Annotated in this window: 16 protein-coding genes; 9 read left to right on the forward strand and 7 right to left on the reverse strand. The window is 65.3% G+C overall.

Annotated features, from left to right (window positions below; genetic code table 11):
- Positions 1 to 7: 7 nt before the first annotated feature.
- Both dapC and J2T23_RS03515 read left to right on the forward strand, forming a co-directional pair.
- Positions 8 to 1,147 carry a succinyldiaminopimelate transaminase gene (gene dapC, locus J2T23_RS03510; RefSeq protein ID WP_307357282.1) on the forward strand — a complete coding sequence of 380 codons (1,140 nt, stop codon included), beginning with the start codon at positions 8 to 10 and terminating at the stop codon, positions 1,145 to 1,147.
- A 252-nt stretch (positions 1,148 to 1,399) separates the two neighbouring features.
- On the forward strand, positions 1,400 to 2,686 hold the full coding sequence (locus tag J2T23_RS03515) for a citrate synthase (protein WP_056334606.1): 1,287 nt from the start codon (positions 1,400 to 1,402) through the stop codon (positions 2,684 to 2,686).
- 97 nt (positions 2,687 to 2,783) lie between these two features.
- On the opposite strand, the gene galE is transcribed toward J2T23_RS03515, so the two are convergent.
- A complete protein-coding gene (galE, locus tag J2T23_RS03520; protein WP_141181982.1) occupies positions 2,784 to 3,797 on the reverse strand; it encodes a UDP-glucose 4-epimerase GalE in 1,014 nt (337 codons plus the stop codon).
- A 101-nt stretch (positions 3,798 to 3,898) separates the two neighbouring features.
- Between galE and J2T23_RS03525 the strand changes: the two genes are divergently transcribed.
- Complete coding sequence (locus J2T23_RS03525; RefSeq protein WP_168223154.1) at positions 3,899 to 4,507, forward strand: TetR/AcrR family transcriptional regulator; 609 nt, start codon at positions 3,899 to 3,901, stop codon at positions 4,505 to 4,507.
- 114 nt (positions 4,508 to 4,621) lie between these two features.
- Positions 4,622 to 5,233, forward strand: coding sequence for a hypothetical protein (locus tag J2T23_RS03530; RefSeq protein WP_141159886.1), 612 nt, complete (start codon positions 4,622 to 4,624; stop codon positions 5,231 to 5,233).
- Positions 5,234 to 5,261: 28 nt separating this feature from the next.
- On the opposite strand, the gene J2T23_RS03535 is transcribed toward J2T23_RS03530, so the two are convergent.
- Positions 5,262 to 6,119: a transglycosylase SLT domain-containing protein gene (locus J2T23_RS03535; RefSeq protein ID WP_210418955.1), complete on the reverse strand. Its 858-nt coding sequence runs from the start codon at positions 6,117 to 6,119 to the stop codon at positions 5,262 to 5,264.
- 22 nt (positions 6,120 to 6,141) lie between these two features.
- Positions 6,142 to 7,170 carry a 2,3,4,5-tetrahydropyridine-2,6-dicarboxylate N-succinyltransferase gene (dapD, locus tag J2T23_RS03540; protein WP_141181981.1) on the reverse strand — a complete coding sequence of 343 codons (1,029 nt, stop codon included), beginning with the start codon at positions 7,168 to 7,170 and terminating at the stop codon, positions 6,142 to 6,144.
- 51 nt (positions 7,171 to 7,221) lie between these two features.
- Between dapD and dapE the strand changes: the two genes are divergently transcribed.
- The gene (gene dapE / locus J2T23_RS03545) at positions 7,222 to 8,358 is read left to right on the forward strand and encodes a succinyl-diaminopimelate desuccinylase (protein ID WP_141181980.1); all 1,137 of its coding nucleotides are present in this window, start codon (positions 7,222 to 7,224) and stop codon (positions 8,356 to 8,358) included.
- A 94-nt stretch (positions 8,359 to 8,452) separates the two neighbouring features.
- On the opposite strand, the gene J2T23_RS03550 is transcribed toward dapE, so the two are convergent.
- From J2T23_RS03550 to J2T23_RS03565, 4 genes are all read right to left on the reverse strand, one after another.
- Positions 8,453 to 9,304 (reverse strand): amino acid ABC transporter permease, encoded by an 852-nt coding sequence (locus J2T23_RS03550; RefSeq protein WP_141181979.1) that lies wholly within the window; start codon positions 9,302 to 9,304, stop codon positions 8,453 to 8,455.
- On the reverse strand, positions 9,301 to 9,948 hold the full coding sequence (locus J2T23_RS03555) for an amino acid ABC transporter permease (RefSeq protein ID WP_141181978.1): 648 nt from the start codon (positions 9,946 to 9,948) through the stop codon (positions 9,301 to 9,303). The genes J2T23_RS03550 and J2T23_RS03555 overlap by 4 nt, the downstream gene beginning before the upstream one ends.
- A 62-nt stretch (positions 9,949 to 10,010) precedes the next feature.
- Positions 10,011 to 10,913, reverse strand: coding sequence for a glutamate ABC transporter substrate-binding protein (locus tag J2T23_RS03560; protein ID WP_141181977.1), 903 nt, complete (start codon positions 10,911 to 10,913; stop codon positions 10,011 to 10,013).
- A 49-nt stretch (positions 10,914 to 10,962) separates the two neighbouring features.
- The gene (locus J2T23_RS03565; protein ID WP_141181976.1) at positions 10,963 to 11,718 is read right to left on the reverse strand and encodes an amino acid ABC transporter ATP-binding protein; all 756 of its coding nucleotides are present in this window, start codon (positions 11,716 to 11,718) and stop codon (positions 10,963 to 10,965) included.
- A 103-nt stretch (positions 11,719 to 11,821) separates the two neighbouring features.
- Between J2T23_RS03565 and J2T23_RS03570 the strand changes: the two genes are divergently transcribed.
- The 4 genes from J2T23_RS03570 (at position 11,822) to J2T23_RS03585 (ending at position 14,752) form a co-directional block, all read left to right on the forward strand.
- Positions 11,822 to 12,604: an LOG family protein gene (locus tag J2T23_RS03570; protein WP_141181975.1), complete on the forward strand. Its 783-nt coding sequence runs from the start codon at positions 11,822 to 11,824 to the stop codon at positions 12,602 to 12,604.
- A gap of 42 nt (positions 12,605 to 12,646) precedes the next feature.
- The gene (locus tag J2T23_RS03575; protein WP_307357300.1) at positions 12,647 to 13,096 is read left to right on the forward strand and encodes a DivIVA domain-containing protein; all 450 of its coding nucleotides are present in this window, start codon (positions 12,647 to 12,649) and stop codon (positions 13,094 to 13,096) included.
- The gene (locus J2T23_RS03580) at positions 13,093 to 14,349 is read left to right on the forward strand and encodes a putative hexosyltransferase (protein WP_307357303.1); all 1,257 of its coding nucleotides are present in this window, start codon (positions 13,093 to 13,095) and stop codon (positions 14,347 to 14,349) included. Before J2T23_RS03575 ends, J2T23_RS03580 begins: the two co-directional genes overlap by 4 nt.
- Positions 14,350 to 14,584: 235 nt before the next feature.
- The gene (locus J2T23_RS03585; protein ID WP_009357720.1) at positions 14,585 to 14,752 is read left to right on the forward strand and encodes a DUF3117 domain-containing protein; all 168 of its coding nucleotides are present in this window, start codon (positions 14,585 to 14,587) and stop codon (positions 14,750 to 14,752) included.
- Positions 14,753 to 14,755: the final 3 nt, after the last annotated feature.

The following is a 14,755-nucleotide window of genomic DNA, read 5'->3' on the forward strand; positions in this document are numbered from 1 at the left end:
CGGGAACGTGACCGCCGCAGTGAATTCGTTTGGCCTGAACCTGCCCGACTACCCGTGGGAGGCTATGGCCCCCTTCGTGGCCAAGGCCTCGGAACACCCGGGCGGGGCAGTCAACCTCTCCATCGGCACGCCCGTGGATCCCACCCCGCAGTTGGTCCAGGACGCACTGAAGGCCGCCGCCAACGCTCCGGGATATCCCACTGTCCATGGCACGCCGGCGCTGCGGGAAGCCATCGCGGGCTGGTTCGAACGCCGGCGCGGAGTGGCGGGCCTGGACCCCAAAAACATCATGCCTACGGTGGGTTCCAAGGAACTCGTTGCGTGGCTGCCGCTGCTGCTGGGCCTTAAGCCCGGAGACGTCGTCGTACGCCCCAAGGTGGCCTACCCCACGTACGATATCGGTGCCACCCTGGCCGGGGTCACTTCGGTGGCCACGGACAACCTGGACGAGCTTGACGACGCCACACGTGCACGCGTGCGGCTCATCTGGGTCAATTCCCCGGGCAACCCGACGGGCAGCGTCCGCGATGCGGAGTCCCTGAAGGCCCTGGTGGTCCAGGCCCGTGAAATCGGAGCCGTGGTGGCATCGGACGAATGCTACGCAGAGCTCGGCTGGGGCGACTGGGACGTCCAGCGCGGCGGCCGGCGCGTCCCCAGTATCCTTGATCCCCACGTTGCCGGCGGCTCGCACCAGGGCCTGCTGGCCGTGTACTCGCTGAGCAAGCAGTCCAACCTGGCGGGCTACCGCGCAGCCTTCGTTGCCGGTGATCCGGACCTGATGCCCAACCTGGTCAACAGCCGCAAGCACGCGGGGATGATCGTTCCCTACCCCGTCCAGGAGGCCATGCGGGTGGCGCTGGGCGATGACACCCATGTCGAGGCCCAGAAGGACCTGTACCGGGGCCGGCGCGAACGCCTGGTGCCCGCGCTGCTGGACTTCGGCCTGGAGATCAAGGAGTCCGATGCCGGCCTGTACCTGTGGTCGACGGCGGGAGAGGACACGTGGGCTACGGTGGCCCGCCTGGCCGAACGGGGCATCGTGGTTGGCCCGGGCGTCTTCTACGGTGACGCGGGCAACGGCTATGTCCGCGTGGCCCTGACCGGATCCGACGAGCGGATCGATGCCGCTGTTGCACGGCTGGCCTGATCCGGCTCCCAGGCACCCCGTAATAATCGTGTGACTCGCCCCACATTCGGTGCATTTTAGGCCGGATGGGAAGCCTGCGGATTAGTGACACCCGCCAAGGAGCGGTACTTTTTAAGTTGACGATCAATGGTGGCTTTCTACAAGAAGGCAGCCCGGGTGTTGGAACCTGTCTCCTCAGGCTCAGTGCACGGCTCACCTGATGTTGGATCAAGCTTTCGACAGAGGCCGAAGACGCCTCATGAAGGGGACTCCATGACTGAGACCAACAATGCTGCGACCCTGCTCCACGCAGGTGGCGAGCTGAAGCTCCCGCGCATCCAGGTTGTTGAAGGGAACGAAGGTTACGACGTCTCCAAGCTGCTCAAGCAGACCGGTGCCGTGACCTTTGACCCCGGCTTCATGAACACCGCAGCAACCACGTCCGCCATCACCTACATCGACGGCGATGCGGGCATCCTGCGCTACCGCGGATACCCCATCGAGCAGCTGGCGCAGCACTCCAGCTTCCTCGAGGTGTCCTACCTGCTGATCTACGGCAACCTTCCCACGCCCACTGAGCTGGACGAGTTCGACCAGAAGATCCGGCGCCACACCCTGCTGCACGAGGAGCTCAAGGGCTTCTTCGGCGGCTTCCCCCGCGACGCGCACCCCATGCCGGTGCTGTCCTCGGCCGTGTCCGCGCTGTCCACTTTCTACCAGGACTCCCTGGACCCGTTCAACGCCGAGCAGGTGGAGGTCTCCACCATCCGCCTGATGGCCAAGCTGCCGGTCATCGCCGCCTACGCGCACAAGAAGTCCATCGGCCAGCCCATGCTGTACCCGGACAACTCCATGAACCTGGTGGAGAACTTCCTGCGCCTTAGCTTCGGCCTCCCCGCGGAGCAGTACGAACTGGACCCGGTCATCGTCAAGGCGCTGGACCTGCTCCTCATCCTGCACGCGGACCACGAGCAGAACTGCTCCACCTCCACCGTGCGCCTGGTGGGCTCCTCCAATGCCAACCTCTTCGCCTCCGTTTCGGCCGGCATCAACGCCCTCTTCGGCCCTGCCCACGGTGGCGCCAACGAGGCCGTGCTGAAGATGCTCCGCCAGATCCAGGCCGAGGGCCTCAAGCCCGAGGACTACATGGAGAAGGTCAAGAACAAGGAAGACGGCGTCCGCCTCATGGGCTTCGGACACCGCGTCTACAAGAACTACGATCCGCGCGCCAAGATCGTCAAGGCCACGGCCCACGAGATCCTCAGCAAGCTCGGCGGCAACGACGAACTGCTGGACATCGCCATGCGCCTGGAAGAGAAGGCGCTCAGCGATGACTACTTCATCCAGCGCAAGCTCTACCCGAACGTGGACTTCTACACCGGCCTGATCTACAAGGCCATGGGCTTCCCCGAGAAGATGTTCACCGTCCTGTTCGCCATCGGCCGACTGCCGGGCTGGATTGCCCAGTGGCGCGAAATGATCAGCGACCCGAATACCAAGATCGGCCGCCCGCGCCAGCTGTACATCGGCGAGCCGGAGCGCGACTACCCCGCACGCTGATTCCCGGTCAGCCAGGGACAGCAACGTCAATAACGACGGCGGCCGCCCACCTTTCCAAGGTGGGCGGCCGCTTCGCGTTGTGCCACATTCAAGGGGACTACGAGGCGTAGCCCTGGGGGTTGTTCTTCTGCCAGCGCCAGTGGTCCTCGCACATCTGGTCCACGGTCTTCGTGGTCGACCAGCTCAGGTCTGCCAGGGCCGAGGTGGCATCGGCCCAGAAGGCCGGCAGGTCCCCCGCGCGGCGGCCGGTGATCTCGTAGGGGATGGGCTGGCCCACTGCCTTTTCGAAGGAGCGCAGGACCTCCAGGACGGAGGAACCCTTGCCGGATCCGAGGTTCCAGCGGAAAACACCGGTGCGGTCCGCGATGTGGTTCAGTGCGGCCACGTGTCCTTCGGCCAGGTCCACCACGTGGATGTAGTCGCGCAGGCAGGTGCCGTCCGGGGTGTCGTAGTCGCCGCCGAAGACCATAAGCTTCTCGCGCCGGCCCACGGCCACCTGGGCAATGAACGGGACAAGGTTGTTCGGAATGCCTTGCGGGTCTTCACCGATGCGGCCCGAGGGGTGCGCGCCTACCGGGTTGAAGTAGCGCAGCAGGGCTATGTGCCACTGTGGGTCGGCTGCGCCGAGGTCGGAGAGGATGTCCTCGATCTGTTCCTTGGTGCGCCCGTAAGGGTTGTTCGCGCCGATTTCCATCTTTTCCACATACGGAATGGGGTTGTGTTCCCCGTAGACGGTGGCTGACGAGCTGAAGACGATGGACCGGACGCTGTGCCTGTCCATGACGCGGACCAGATTCAGCGTGCCCACCAGGTTGTTGTAGTAGTACTTCAGCGGCTCCTGCACTGATTCACCCACGGCCTTGAGGCCTGCGAAGTGGATGACGGCTTCAATGCCGCTCCCGGCGAAAACTTTTTCGACGGCGGCCTCGTCCACCAGGTCAACGTTGTGGAACTCCGCGGTCTTGCCGCTGAGTTCGGCTACGCGGCGCAGCGACTCCTCGCTGGAATTGACCAGGTTGTCGATGACGACCACGTCGTGGCCGGCTTCCTGCAGGGACAGAACAGTATGGGAACCGATGTAACCGGTGCCCCCTGTGACCAAGATTTTCATGCCTCAACGCTATCCCACCCGCAGCGTTGCCCGCCGCTATGTGGCGGACGGCGGGTGGGCCGTGACGGGACAGAAAAAGCACAAGTGTGCTACTAAGGATGGTGCCCAAAATTGTAGACGCCGGTGCCCGGCGGCAGGACGTAGTGCAGGCGGTTCTCCGCATCATCGCCGTGGACGGGCTCGAACGGGCGTCGCTGCGCGAAGTGGCGGACGAGGCCGGACTGGCCGTCGGCTCGGTCCGGCACTACTTCGAGGGCAGTGAGGAGCTCCTGGCCTTCGCCTTCGGCACCGTGGTGGACCGCGTCGTCGGCAGGCTGGAGGGCCTGCTGCCGGCCGTGCTCGGAGCCGGCAAGGCCAGCCCTGGCCAGCGCGAGGCCGTTTTAACCCTCCTGGGTGGAATGCTTCCGCTGGATGAGGTGACAGCAGTGGAAGCCTGCGCATGGCTGGCCTTCAAGAACGCCGCACGCATCCGGCCCTTCCTGGTGGCGGAAGCGGACCGCAGCCACCGCGAAGTGGCGGCCATCGTGGGTGCATTGGTGGCAAGCCTGCTCCCGGACGATGAACCGCAGGAGAACCTCGTCCTGGAGGCGGAGCGGCTGCTGGCCACGTTGGACGGGCTGTGCATGCACGCGCTCCTGCAGCCCGCCTGGATGACGGCGCAGATGTGCCGCGACGTGCTCGAGCGCCATCTGGACGGGCTGGCACGCTGAGCGACCAAAGCCCGTCCGGCACTACCGCGAACTGGCTGCGGGAATAGACTGGGAGCCGGGTAGGCCGGGCCGGAATATGGCGCCCGGGACCGGGAGGCCAGGAAAGGACTTTGGATGCAGCACGCAGGCGGTTCAGGGTGGCAGATCACCACCGACACATCCGGACCGATGATGATTGCTCTTTACGTCCGGGACGCTGCCGGCCTGAACGGAGCGGGGCGCCCCATGCTGTCCCATGCGTCACCCAAAGTCCGTTCAGCGGACCACAGCCACCTGACCGCGGATGTCGGTGGGCTCGGGGCACTGAAGACCGAGTGGGAGGCCTGGTGGGAGCAACTGCTCAAGGCCCACCCGCACACCTCCCCGGAACTTTCGCCGCCGGATTTCGAAGCCTTCGGCAACTCCCCGGCCCTCCAGCGGGTCCTGCAGGCCCACTTTGGCTCTGCCCTCACCTGGGCACGGGAACGGAGGAGTGAATATGCCGAGCTCGAAGCGGAGCGGGTGGCCAGCGGAATTGACCAGCTGATCGGGGACATGGTGGACGACAGGCTGATGGAGGTGGGGCGGGACTCACGCGATTTCACGCTGACCATCATCGAGTTGCCGCTGGACGAACAACGGGCGTGGTACCTGGAACCGGACAAGATGATCATGAGCCACGAGCTGATGGGGCAGCCTGAGCTGTTCCGCAGCTATGTCCAGCCGGTGCTGGAAATCCTGGTCTGACACGCGGCCGGCGGGCCGACGGCGCCCCTTACGTGCCGGCGTCGTCCTTCCGCACCGTAATGCGCACCTGCCCGTCCTGGACACCCGCCGCCTGCCACCCGTCGCCGCCTGGCCGGTCCCAGGTGCGGCCGGCTACTTCCACCCTGGTCACGGCCAGGTCCTTGGCGTTGGCAACTGCCCACGCGGCAACCGACCACCCCAGTGCCCCGCCGGCGTCCACCACCAGGGTGTCGCCGTCCACCTGCGCATCGACGCCGCCGTAGGCCTGGTCCAGGTCAGTCACCACAGTGGCCGAGTTGCCACCGGCCGTGGGGGAGCGAAGCGTGCACTGTACGCCCGCCGGGGTCTGGCCGGTCAGTCCGGAAGCGAACGCCCGGCCCATCTCTTCGTGCTGGGCATAGGCCTTGGGGTAGGCGGACCGCTGGACCTGCTGGGCAGCGTCGGTGATGTCCAGCGTCTCGTAGCCCGGGATCTTCACCAGTGCGTCATAAAAGGCGTTGACCGCGTAGTAGGGGTCCATGATCTGGGCCTCGGTGCCCCAGCCCTGGGACGGCCGCTGCTGGAAGAGTCCGCGCGAGTCCGGGCCGGCCTGGTCGCCGTGACCGATGTTGCGCAGCTTGGACTCCTGCATGGCAGTGGCCAGGGCGATGGTGGCGGCGCGCGCGGGGAGGCCCCGCCGGACGGCTGCCGCTGTGATCAGGGCGGCGTTGGCCGCCTGGTCCGGCGCCAGTTCCCCCGTCCGGTCGCCGGCTGTGGCAGTGCAGCGTTCCGACACGAGGGTCTCGGAACGCTGCACGAAGTACGCCGCCGTGTAGATGCCTCCCGCAGCCAGCGCAAGGGTGAGGAGCAGCACCGCGAGGCGGCGCAGGCCGCGCCTGCGTGCCACGGACATGGGTGCCACGAAAGTACTAGTTGGCGTGCAGGGCGTCGTTCAGTTCCACGGTCTGGCCCTTGCGGGGGAGTGCCTCCACCGCGCCCGTGGTGGAGTTGCGGCGGAACAGGAGGTTGGGGACGCCGGAGAGTTCGGCGGCCTTGACGATCCTGGTGGTGTCCTCGCCCACCTCGTCCTTGGGGCCCGGCACGCGGACCCGGGTTCCTGCCGTGACGTAGAGGCCAGCCTCGACGACGGAATCATCACCGATGCTGATGCCGACGCCGGAGTTCGCCCCGAGCAGGACCCGCTCGCCGATGGTGATCTTTTCCTTGCCGCCGCCGGACAGGGTTCCCATGATGGAGGCGCCGCCGCCGACGTCGCTCCCGTCCCCGGTCACGACGCCCGCGGAAATGCGCCCCTCCACCATGGACGTGCCCAGGGTTCCGGCGTTGAAGTTTACGAAGCCCTCGTGCATGACGGTGGTGCCGGCGGCGAGGTGCGCACCCAGGCGGACCCTGTCGGCGTCGGCAATCCTGACGCCGCTGGGTACCACGTAGTCCACCATGCGCGGGAACTTGTCGATGCCGTAGACGGTGACGGCGCCCCGGCGGCGCAGCCGGGCGCGGGTCAGTTCGAAGCCCTCGACTGCGGCGGGACCGAAGTTGGTCCATACGACGTTGGGGAGCTTACCGAAGATGCCATCCAGGTTGATGGTGTTGGGCCTAACCAGGCGGTGCGAGAGAAGGTGCAGCCGGAGGTAGGCGTCTGCGGTGTCGGCAGGGGCTTCGTCGAGGTTGATCTGGACGAAGACCACCTTCTGCTCGGTGCCGCGGTCCTGGTCTGCGCCGTTCTCAGCGATGGCAGTCAGGGCGTCGTCGGCATTTTCCACCGAGCGGAGGTCCTCGGCGGCAACACCGAGTGCCGGTGCGGGAAACCAGACGTCCAGGACAGTATCCGCGCCGCCGGCGGTGGCGACGGTGGCCACGCCAAAGCCATGGGCGGAACGGTCGTCAGCGTTGGGAGTCAGGGTTTCGGGCACGGCGGAGGAAGCGGTCTCAGTCATGTGCCCCAGTCTATCGAGGGCGGGGCTGGCGGTTCGAACTAGACTGGCTTCGTGACTGCTGAAACCGCCCCCGAATCTTCCGTATCCACCCTTGACCTGCACCAGGACGTGGCGCTGCTGACCGCGGCACTGATGGATATCAACAGCGTGTCGGGCAACGAGAAGCGGCTCGCGGACGCCGTCGAAGCCGCTCTGCGGGAGATTCCCCAGCTGACCGTGGTCCGGGACGGCGACGCCATCATTGCCCGCACGGAGCTGGGCCACAGCGAACGGGTCATCCTCGCCGGGCACCTGGATACGGTTCCGTTGCCCCTGGCGGAAGGTTCCAGGGGCACCGTCCCCTCCAGCTGGGAGTCAGGTGTTCCGGGTGAAGGGATCCTCTATGGGCGCGGTGCCACGGACATGAAGGGCGGCGTGGCGGTCCAGCTGGCGCTGGCAGCGGGAATGTTCGACGACGGCGCGCACCCAAAACGGGACGTCACCTTCGTGTTCTACGACCATGAGGAAGTGGAGGCGGTAAAGAGCGGGCTAGGACGCCTGGTCCGGAACCACGGCGACCTGCTGCAGGGGGACTTTGCCATCCTGCTGGAGCCAACGGACGGCACCGTGGAGGGCGGCTGCAACGGAACCAGCCGGTTCGAAGCCAGTACTGCAGGGGAGGCCGCCCACTCTGCCCGGGCGTGGATGGGCAGCAACGCCATCCACGCCGCCGCCCCCATCCTGGCGCGCCTCGCCGCCTACGAGCCACGGACCATCAACGTTGACGGGCTTGATTACCGGGAAAGCCTCAATGCGGTGAAGATCAACGGCGGCACGGCCGGCAATGTCATTCCGGACCGCTGCGTGGTGGAGATCAACTACCGGTTCGCCCCGGACAAGACCCCGGACCAGGCGGAAGCGCATGTCCGGGAGCTCCTGGAAGGCTTCGACGTGGTGCGCACCGATGCCGCCGCCGGTGCGCGTCCCGGACTGCAGCACCCGGCTGCCGCATCCTTCGTTGCCGCTGTGGGTGCGGAGCCCAAACCCAAATACGGCTGGACCGACGTCGCGCGGTTCAGCGAACTGGGGATCCCGGCAGTGAACTTCGGCCCGGGCGACGCCCTGCTGGCCCACAAGGACAACGAGCACGTTTCCGCCGATGCCATCCGAACCTGCCTGCGCGCCCTGGAGCAGTGGCTCGCCGGCTAAGCCGGCCGGCTGGCGGCGAAGAAAGCCGGCAAACGGAAAGGGCCCGGAACCTGACGGTTCCGGGCCCTTTCACGCCGGCAATGCCGACGGGTGGCTAAACCTCGGCGGGAACAGCCGCCGCAGGTATGACTGCTGCGCCGGGCTTGCGGGAGAGCCTGCGCTCCAGCCATTTTGCGACAGCGGCCAGGATCAGGCACATACCCACATAGAGCACGGCGGCCACGATGGCTGCCGGGATAATCGGGGAACCGTACTGGATCTGGCTGCCGAAGTACTTTGCCTGGAAGAGGATCTCGTTGTACGTGACGATGAACCCCAGGGCGGTGTCCTTCAGGATGACCACCAGCTGGGAGATGATGACCGGAAGCATGGACCGGACGGCCTGCGGCAGCAGGATGCTGGTCATGACTTTGCTCTTGGGCAGGCCAATGGCATAACCGGCCTCGCTTTGGCCCCGGGGCAGGGACTCGATGCCGGCCCGGAACACCTCGGCGAGCACGGAACCGTTGTACAGCACCAGCCCTGCGACCACGGCAGTGAAGGGCGTAATTCCCTGGACACCGATGGTCGGCAGGCCGTAGTAGAAGATCATCATGAGGATCAGCAGCGGAACCGCGCGGAACAGCTCGGTGAAGCCGTAGCACGGCGCGCTGATCCAGCGGCGGTCCGACAAGCGGCCAAACGCCAGGAGGATGCCGAGGACCAGGCTGAGGACTGCCGCAGTGCCGAAGGCGGCCAACGTGGCACCTACGGACTGGGCAATGGTCTGCTGCACCAGCGGAAAGGTGAACAGCTGCCACTTCTTCGCCTCGAACTGGCCGCTTTCCGCGAAGCGGAGCAGGACGAAACCGACGATTAGCAGGATCACGATGGCGGTGGCGACGCCGAAGATCCGGTACCGGGCGCGTGCCTTGGGGCCGGGGGCGTCAAAAAGGATTGAACTCATCGTGCAACCTTCCACTTCTGTTCAAGCTTTCGCTGCAGGGCGGAAAGGATGAACACGAGGATGATGAACACCAGCGCCACCCACAGGAGGCCGGTCATGGCCGGCTCGCCGCGTTCGGAGAGGTTCGCCCGGATGGCCCCGGCTTCAAAGACGGAGAAGCCGGCGGCGACGGTGGTGTTCTTGAGCAGGGCGATGAAAACGCTGAACATCGGTGGGATGACAGCGCGGAAGGCCTGCGGCAGGATCACGAGGGTCAGCGTCTGGGTGAAGGGGAGCCCGATGGCGCGGGCTGCTTCCGCCTGTCCGACCGGGACGGTGTTGATGCCGGAACGGACAGCTTCCGCCACGTAGGTGGCGGTATACAGGCTCAGTCCGATGATGGCGGCGGTCGTAAAGTCGATCGGGACCAGGCCCAGCTTCGGGTAGCCGAGGGCGAAGAAGAAGAGGACCAGCGTCAGCGGGGTGTTGCGCACGACGTTGACGTAGAGCGTCGCGGTGGCACGCATGGCGGGTACGGGGGAGACGCGGAGCGCGGCAACGACGGTACCGAGGATCAGGGCGAAAATTGCCGAGAAGAAGAAAAGTATTAGCGTGTTGCGGAATCCCGTGATGAAGAGATCCGAATTGTTCAGCAGCGTATTCACAGAATCGTCGCTTTCGACAGTTGAAGAGGGGGCGGCTGCATGGCCGCCCCCTCAACTTTGGTTTAGTAGTTCTCTACCTTGGGCTGTTCGACCTTCGTGCCCGACTGGCCCAGCGTCTGGTCGTAGATCTTCTGCCACACAGAGTTACCGTCGGTGAACGTCTTGTTCATGAACTGACGCAGCGCGGTGTCGCCCTTCTTCAGGCCGACGCCGTACTTTTCAGTGGTGAACGGCTGGCCAACTACCTTCAGGCTGTCCGGTTCCTGGGCAGCGTAGCCGAGCAGGATGGCCTGGTCGGTGGTGACAGCGTCAACCTGGCCGCTCTTGAGCGCCTCGACGCACTGCGAGTAGGTATCAAACTCGGTGGTCTTGGTGTTCGGGAAGTTTGCCTTGATGTTCTGGATCGGCGTGGAACCGGTGGCCGAGCAGACGTTCTTGCCCGTGAGGTCCTTCTCGCTGTTGATGCTGGAGTTGTCCTTCTTGACCAGCAGGCCCTGCCCGGTGACGAAGTAGGGTCCGGCGAAGTCGATCAGCTGCTTGCGCTTGTCCGTGATGGAGTAGGTGCCCACGTAGTAGTCGATGTCACCGTTCGTGATCGCCGACTCGCGGTTGGCGGACGGGATCGGCTTGAACTCGATCTTGTCCTTGCTCATGCCCAGCGATGCTGCCATCCACTTGGCAATCTCGATATCGAAGCCCGTGTATTCACCGGTGGCCGCGTCTTTGAAGCCAAGGCCCGGCTGGTCCTGCTTGACGCCGATGCGGACCTTGCCGCTGGACTTGATGGCGTCGTAGGTCGGGCTGCCGGTGAGCGTGACGTTGTCAGCAACTTTGTAGGGAGCCTCATCAGTACCGGAGGAAGCAGTTCCGCCGCCGCCTGAGCCGCCGCAGGCGCTGAGGGACAGGGCCAGCGCCGCAGTCGCCGCGACAAGCAGCGGCTTCTTCCGGGTAAAGAAGTTTTTCATGGGGATACCTTTCATTGAGCGGCCGCGCTGGGGCAGCCGGTGCGGTGTGCTAGTGGGTCAGGAGCTTGGACAGGAAGTCCTTGGCGCGGCTGCTCTTCGGGTTGGTAAAGAACTCCTCCGGCGTCTCGTCCTCCACGATCTGCCCGTCGGCCATGAACACCACGCGGTCCGCGGCCTTGCGGGCGAAGCCCATCTCGTGAGTGACGACGATCATGGTCATGCCTTCCTTGGCCAGCTGGACCATGACATCGAGGACCTCGTTGATCATTTCGGGGTCCAGCGCGGAGGTGGGCTCGTCGAAGAGCATGACTTTCGGCTTCATGGCCAGTGCGCGCGCGATGGCGACGCGCTGCTGCTGGCCACCGGAGAGCTGGGCAGGAAGCTTCGGTGCCTGCTGCCCGACGCCCACGCGCTCCAGCAGCGCCATGGCATCTTTTTCGGCCTCAGCCTTGGAAGCGCCCTTGACCTTGATCGGTCCGAGGGTGACGTTCTCCAGGATGGTCTTGTGCGCAAACAGGTTGAACGACTGAAACACCATCCCGACGTCGGCCCGGAGCTTCGCCAGGGCCTTGCCCTCGGCGGGAAGTTCCTTGCCATCGATGGTGATGGAGCCGTCGTCGATTGTTTCCAGGCGGTTGATGGCCCGGCAGAGGGTGGACTTACCGGAGCCGGAGGGCCCGATGACCACAACAACCTCGCCCTTGCGGACCTGGAGGTTGATGTCCTTCAAAACGTGCAGCTGGCCGTAATGCTTATTTACGGCGTTCAGGGAGACGAGAGCATCGCCGGGCACATGAGTAGTCATAGAAAGAATCTAGCGAACAACAGTGGGTTATGACGCCAATCACCCCAAGTTCCTGCTGATCGTGATTCAAGAGATACCTCATGTTGGAGGTTAGCCTAGGGGAATGAGCATCAATGCAGATCCGGCCAAGAATTCCCAGCCGCGCCGTAAGGGGCCCCTTGAGCTGCGGCGCAAGCAAGCGGCAGTGGACATGTCGGACCAGCACCTGCTCGATACGAAGGGCCCGGGGCAGTTCGTCCACACCGATCCCTGGCGGGTCCTGCGGATCCAGAGCGAATTCGTCGAAGGCTTCGGTGCGCTGGCAGACATTGGAAAAGCGGTCAGCGTTTTCGGTTCGGCGCGTACCAAGCCGGGAAGCCTGTACTACGAAATGGGGGTCCAGGTGGGGCGCAAGCTCGCCGAGGCCGGGGTTGCGGTGATCACCGGCGGCGGCCCGGGTTCCATGGAGGCGGCCAACCGGGGAACGGTGGAGGGCAACGGGGTGTCGGTGGGCCTGGGCATCGAGCTGCCGTTCGAACAGGGCCTGAACCAGTGGGTGGACCTGGGCATCAACTTCCGCTACTTCTTCGCCCGCAAAACCATGTTCGTCAAATATGCGCAGGGGTTCATCGTCCTGCCCGGTGGGCTGGGCACTCTGGATGAACTGTTCGAGGCCATGGTCCTCGTCCAGACGCGGAAGGTCACGTCCTTCCCGATCGTCCTCCTCGGCGTCGACTTCTGGGGACCGATGATCGACTGGATCAGGGGCACCCTGGTGGCTGAAGGAATGGTCTCCGAAAAGGACCTGGACCTGATCCAGCTGGTGGATGACCCGGCAGAGGCTGTGGACCGGGTCCTTCACGGCGCCGTGACCCCGTCGCTGAACGGCGAACAGCGGCCGGAGTAGCCGCGGCGCGGCTTGGCCGCGCGGGTCTGGCACGATGGGACCGTGAGCTTCTTTCTGGTTTTCCTCGCCGTCGTGCTGGTCGCGGCTGTTCTTTGGGCCGGCCTGGGACGGCGCTCCCGCAAGTCGGGGGCCACGACGCTGCCGGCCCTGTTGAGCGGATTGGACGAGCCGCCGGCGAACCTTCCGCCGGTGCTCCTGCCGGAGCGCGCCGTTCCGGAGGATGTGACCCGGCTCCGGTTCTCCCTGGGCCTGCGCGGCTACCGGATGGACCAGGTGGACCAGGTCCTCGACGAACTGCGGGACCAGTTGGCCGCACGGGATGCGGAACTGGCGGTGCTGCGCGGGCGGCTGGACGCAGGCGAACGGCACGCAGGGGAGGCGTCCGACGACGGCGCCCCGGTCCCGCCCATGGCACCGGAAGAGCCGGGTGCGGAAGGGGATGGGAACCGGGCAGCCCAGGAGGGTGCTGCCCCGGTCAAGGGCGGCCAGTGAGCACCGTGGCCCGCCGCAACCGGCTGGCCTCCGCCGGTACTGTGGCCCACCGGGCTGCCGCCGCCGTCCGCCGTTGGCCGTGGTGGCTCCAGGTCACCGCACTGTACGGCGGCTCCCGGCTGGCCTCCGCATGCATCTTCATGGCCGCAGCACTCCACCAGGGTCCCAACCCGTGGTTCCCGCCAAAACCGGACTACTGGAACTTCATCAATATTTGGGATGCCCGCTGGTACGGACAGGTCATTGCCAGCGGTTACCCGTCAATCCTTCCCACGGACGCAGCCGGCAACGTCCAGGAAAACACCTGGGCGTTCTACCCGCTCTTTCCTTCCCTGGCGGGCGGACTCAGCCGGCTCACCGGGATGGAGCCTGCCGCTGCGCTCACCCTTGTTGCCATGCTGGCCGGGTGGGCGGCGGCCCTTGTGGTTTACGCACTGTTCCGGCAGAAAGCCTCCCACGCCCCGGCAATGTGGGGTGTTGCGTTTTTTTCGGTCTTTCCCGTTTCCGCCGTCCTGCAGGTCCCTTACGCCGAGCCGCTGTCCCTCCTGCTGCTCGCGTGGGCCCTCCTGCTGGTGGTCCGGCGCCAGTACCTGTGGGCTGTTCCGGCGGTGTTCCTGCTGGGCCTGTCCAGGCCTGTCGGTGTTCCGTTCGCAGCCATGGTGGGGCTGCTCCTGGTCTTCCATGCCGCCGCGTACGTCCGTAGCGGGCGGCGTCAGGACGCTTCCGGCGACGCACATTCCGTCCGGGACCTCGCCGCACTCGCTGGACTGACCGCCGTCGCCGGACTGTCCGCTTTTGCCTGGCCGGCCGCAGCGTGGTTGGCGACCGGCGACCTTCAGGCATACACCAAGACGGAAACCGTGTGGCGGGGCCAGGACCTGGTTCCGTTCAAGCCCTGGTTCGACACCGGCGTCGAACTTTTCGGTCCTGTCCTGGGTGTTGTTGCCCCGCTGGTCTTCGTGGCGCTGTTCGCAGTGATGCTGTATCTGCCGCCAGTGCTGCGGCTCGGCGTCGAACTTCGGCTCTGGTGCGCCTGCTACATGGGCTACCTGCTGGCGTTCCTGCACCCACAGACCAGCACCTTCAGGATGCTGCTGCCACTGTTTCCGCTGGCCCTGGGCGCCGTGTTCCTGTCCCGTTCCAGGGCGTACCGGGGGACGGTGGTGGCCATGTTCCTGCTGCTGCAGATCGTCTGGATCGTATGGTTGTGGGCCTGGGCGCAACTGCCCGGCGGAGGGGATTATCCGCCGTAGCAATAACGGGCTTTAATGCAGGTCAGGGCGGGAATGATACGTTGACGGAAATGTCCATCGATTAGCTACGGGCGGGTAATTCCGCGATAATGATAGGTAAGCAAGGACATAAGCATTCAGAAAACGCGCAGCATTGGCGGTGGTGCCAACTACCCCGCCACAGCGGCCTGATCGACATGCGGACGCAGCCCGCCCGGGCTGATTAGTCCTGGGACAAAATGGAGGGGAATTCCTCATGGCGGCTATGAAACCACGCACCGGAGACGGCCCAATGGAAGTCACCAAGGAGGGCCGAAGCCTGATCATGCGGGTCCCGCTCGAAGGCGGCGGGCGCCTGGTGGTCGAATTGAACGCTGCCGAAGCAGCCAACCTCAAGGAATGCCTGGTAGGCGTTACCGAATAGTCG

The sequence above is a fragment of the Pseudarthrobacter niigatensis genome, assembly GCF_030812615.1.
Classification (GTDB): domain Bacteria; phylum Actinomycetota; class Actinomycetes; order Actinomycetales; family Micrococcaceae; genus Arthrobacter; species Arthrobacter niigatensis.

What these genes read in the sequence shown, in the direction of transcription:
- J2T23_RS03515 (WP_056334606.1), top strand. Translation starts at nt 1,400, where the DNA reads ATGACTGAGACCAACAATGCTGCGACCCTGCTCCACGCAGGTGGCGAG.
- galE (WP_141181982.1), bottom strand. Translation starts at nt 3,797, where the DNA reads ATGAAAATCTTGGTCACAGGGGGCACCGGTTACATCGGTTCCCATACT.
- J2T23_RS03530 (WP_141159886.1), top strand. Translation starts at nt 4,622, where the DNA reads ATGCAGCACGCAGGCGGTTCAGGGTGGCAGATCACCACCGACACATCC.
- dapD (WP_141181981.1), bottom strand. Translation starts at nt 7,170, where the DNA reads ATGACTGAGACCGCTTCCTCCGCCGTGCCCGAAACCCTGACTCCCAAC.
- J2T23_RS03550 (WP_141181979.1), bottom strand. Translation starts at nt 9,304, where the DNA reads ATGAGTTCAATCCTTTTTGACGCCCCCGGCCCCAAGGCACGCGCCCGG.
- J2T23_RS03560 (WP_141181977.1), bottom strand. Translation starts at nt 10,913, where the DNA reads ATGAAAAACTTCTTTACCCGGAAGAAGCCGCTGCTTGTCGCGGCGACT.
- J2T23_RS03565 (WP_141181976.1), bottom strand. Translation starts at nt 11,718, where the DNA reads ATGACTACTCATGTGCCCGGCGATGCTCTCGTCTCCCTGAACGCCGTA.
- J2T23_RS03570 (WP_141181975.1), top strand. Translation starts at nt 11,822, where the DNA reads ATGAGCATCAATGCAGATCCGGCCAAGAATTCCCAGCCGCGCCGTAAG.
- J2T23_RS03585 (WP_009357720.1), top strand. Translation starts at nt 14,585, where the DNA reads ATGGCGGCTATGAAACCACGCACCGGAGACGGCCCAATGGAAGTCACC.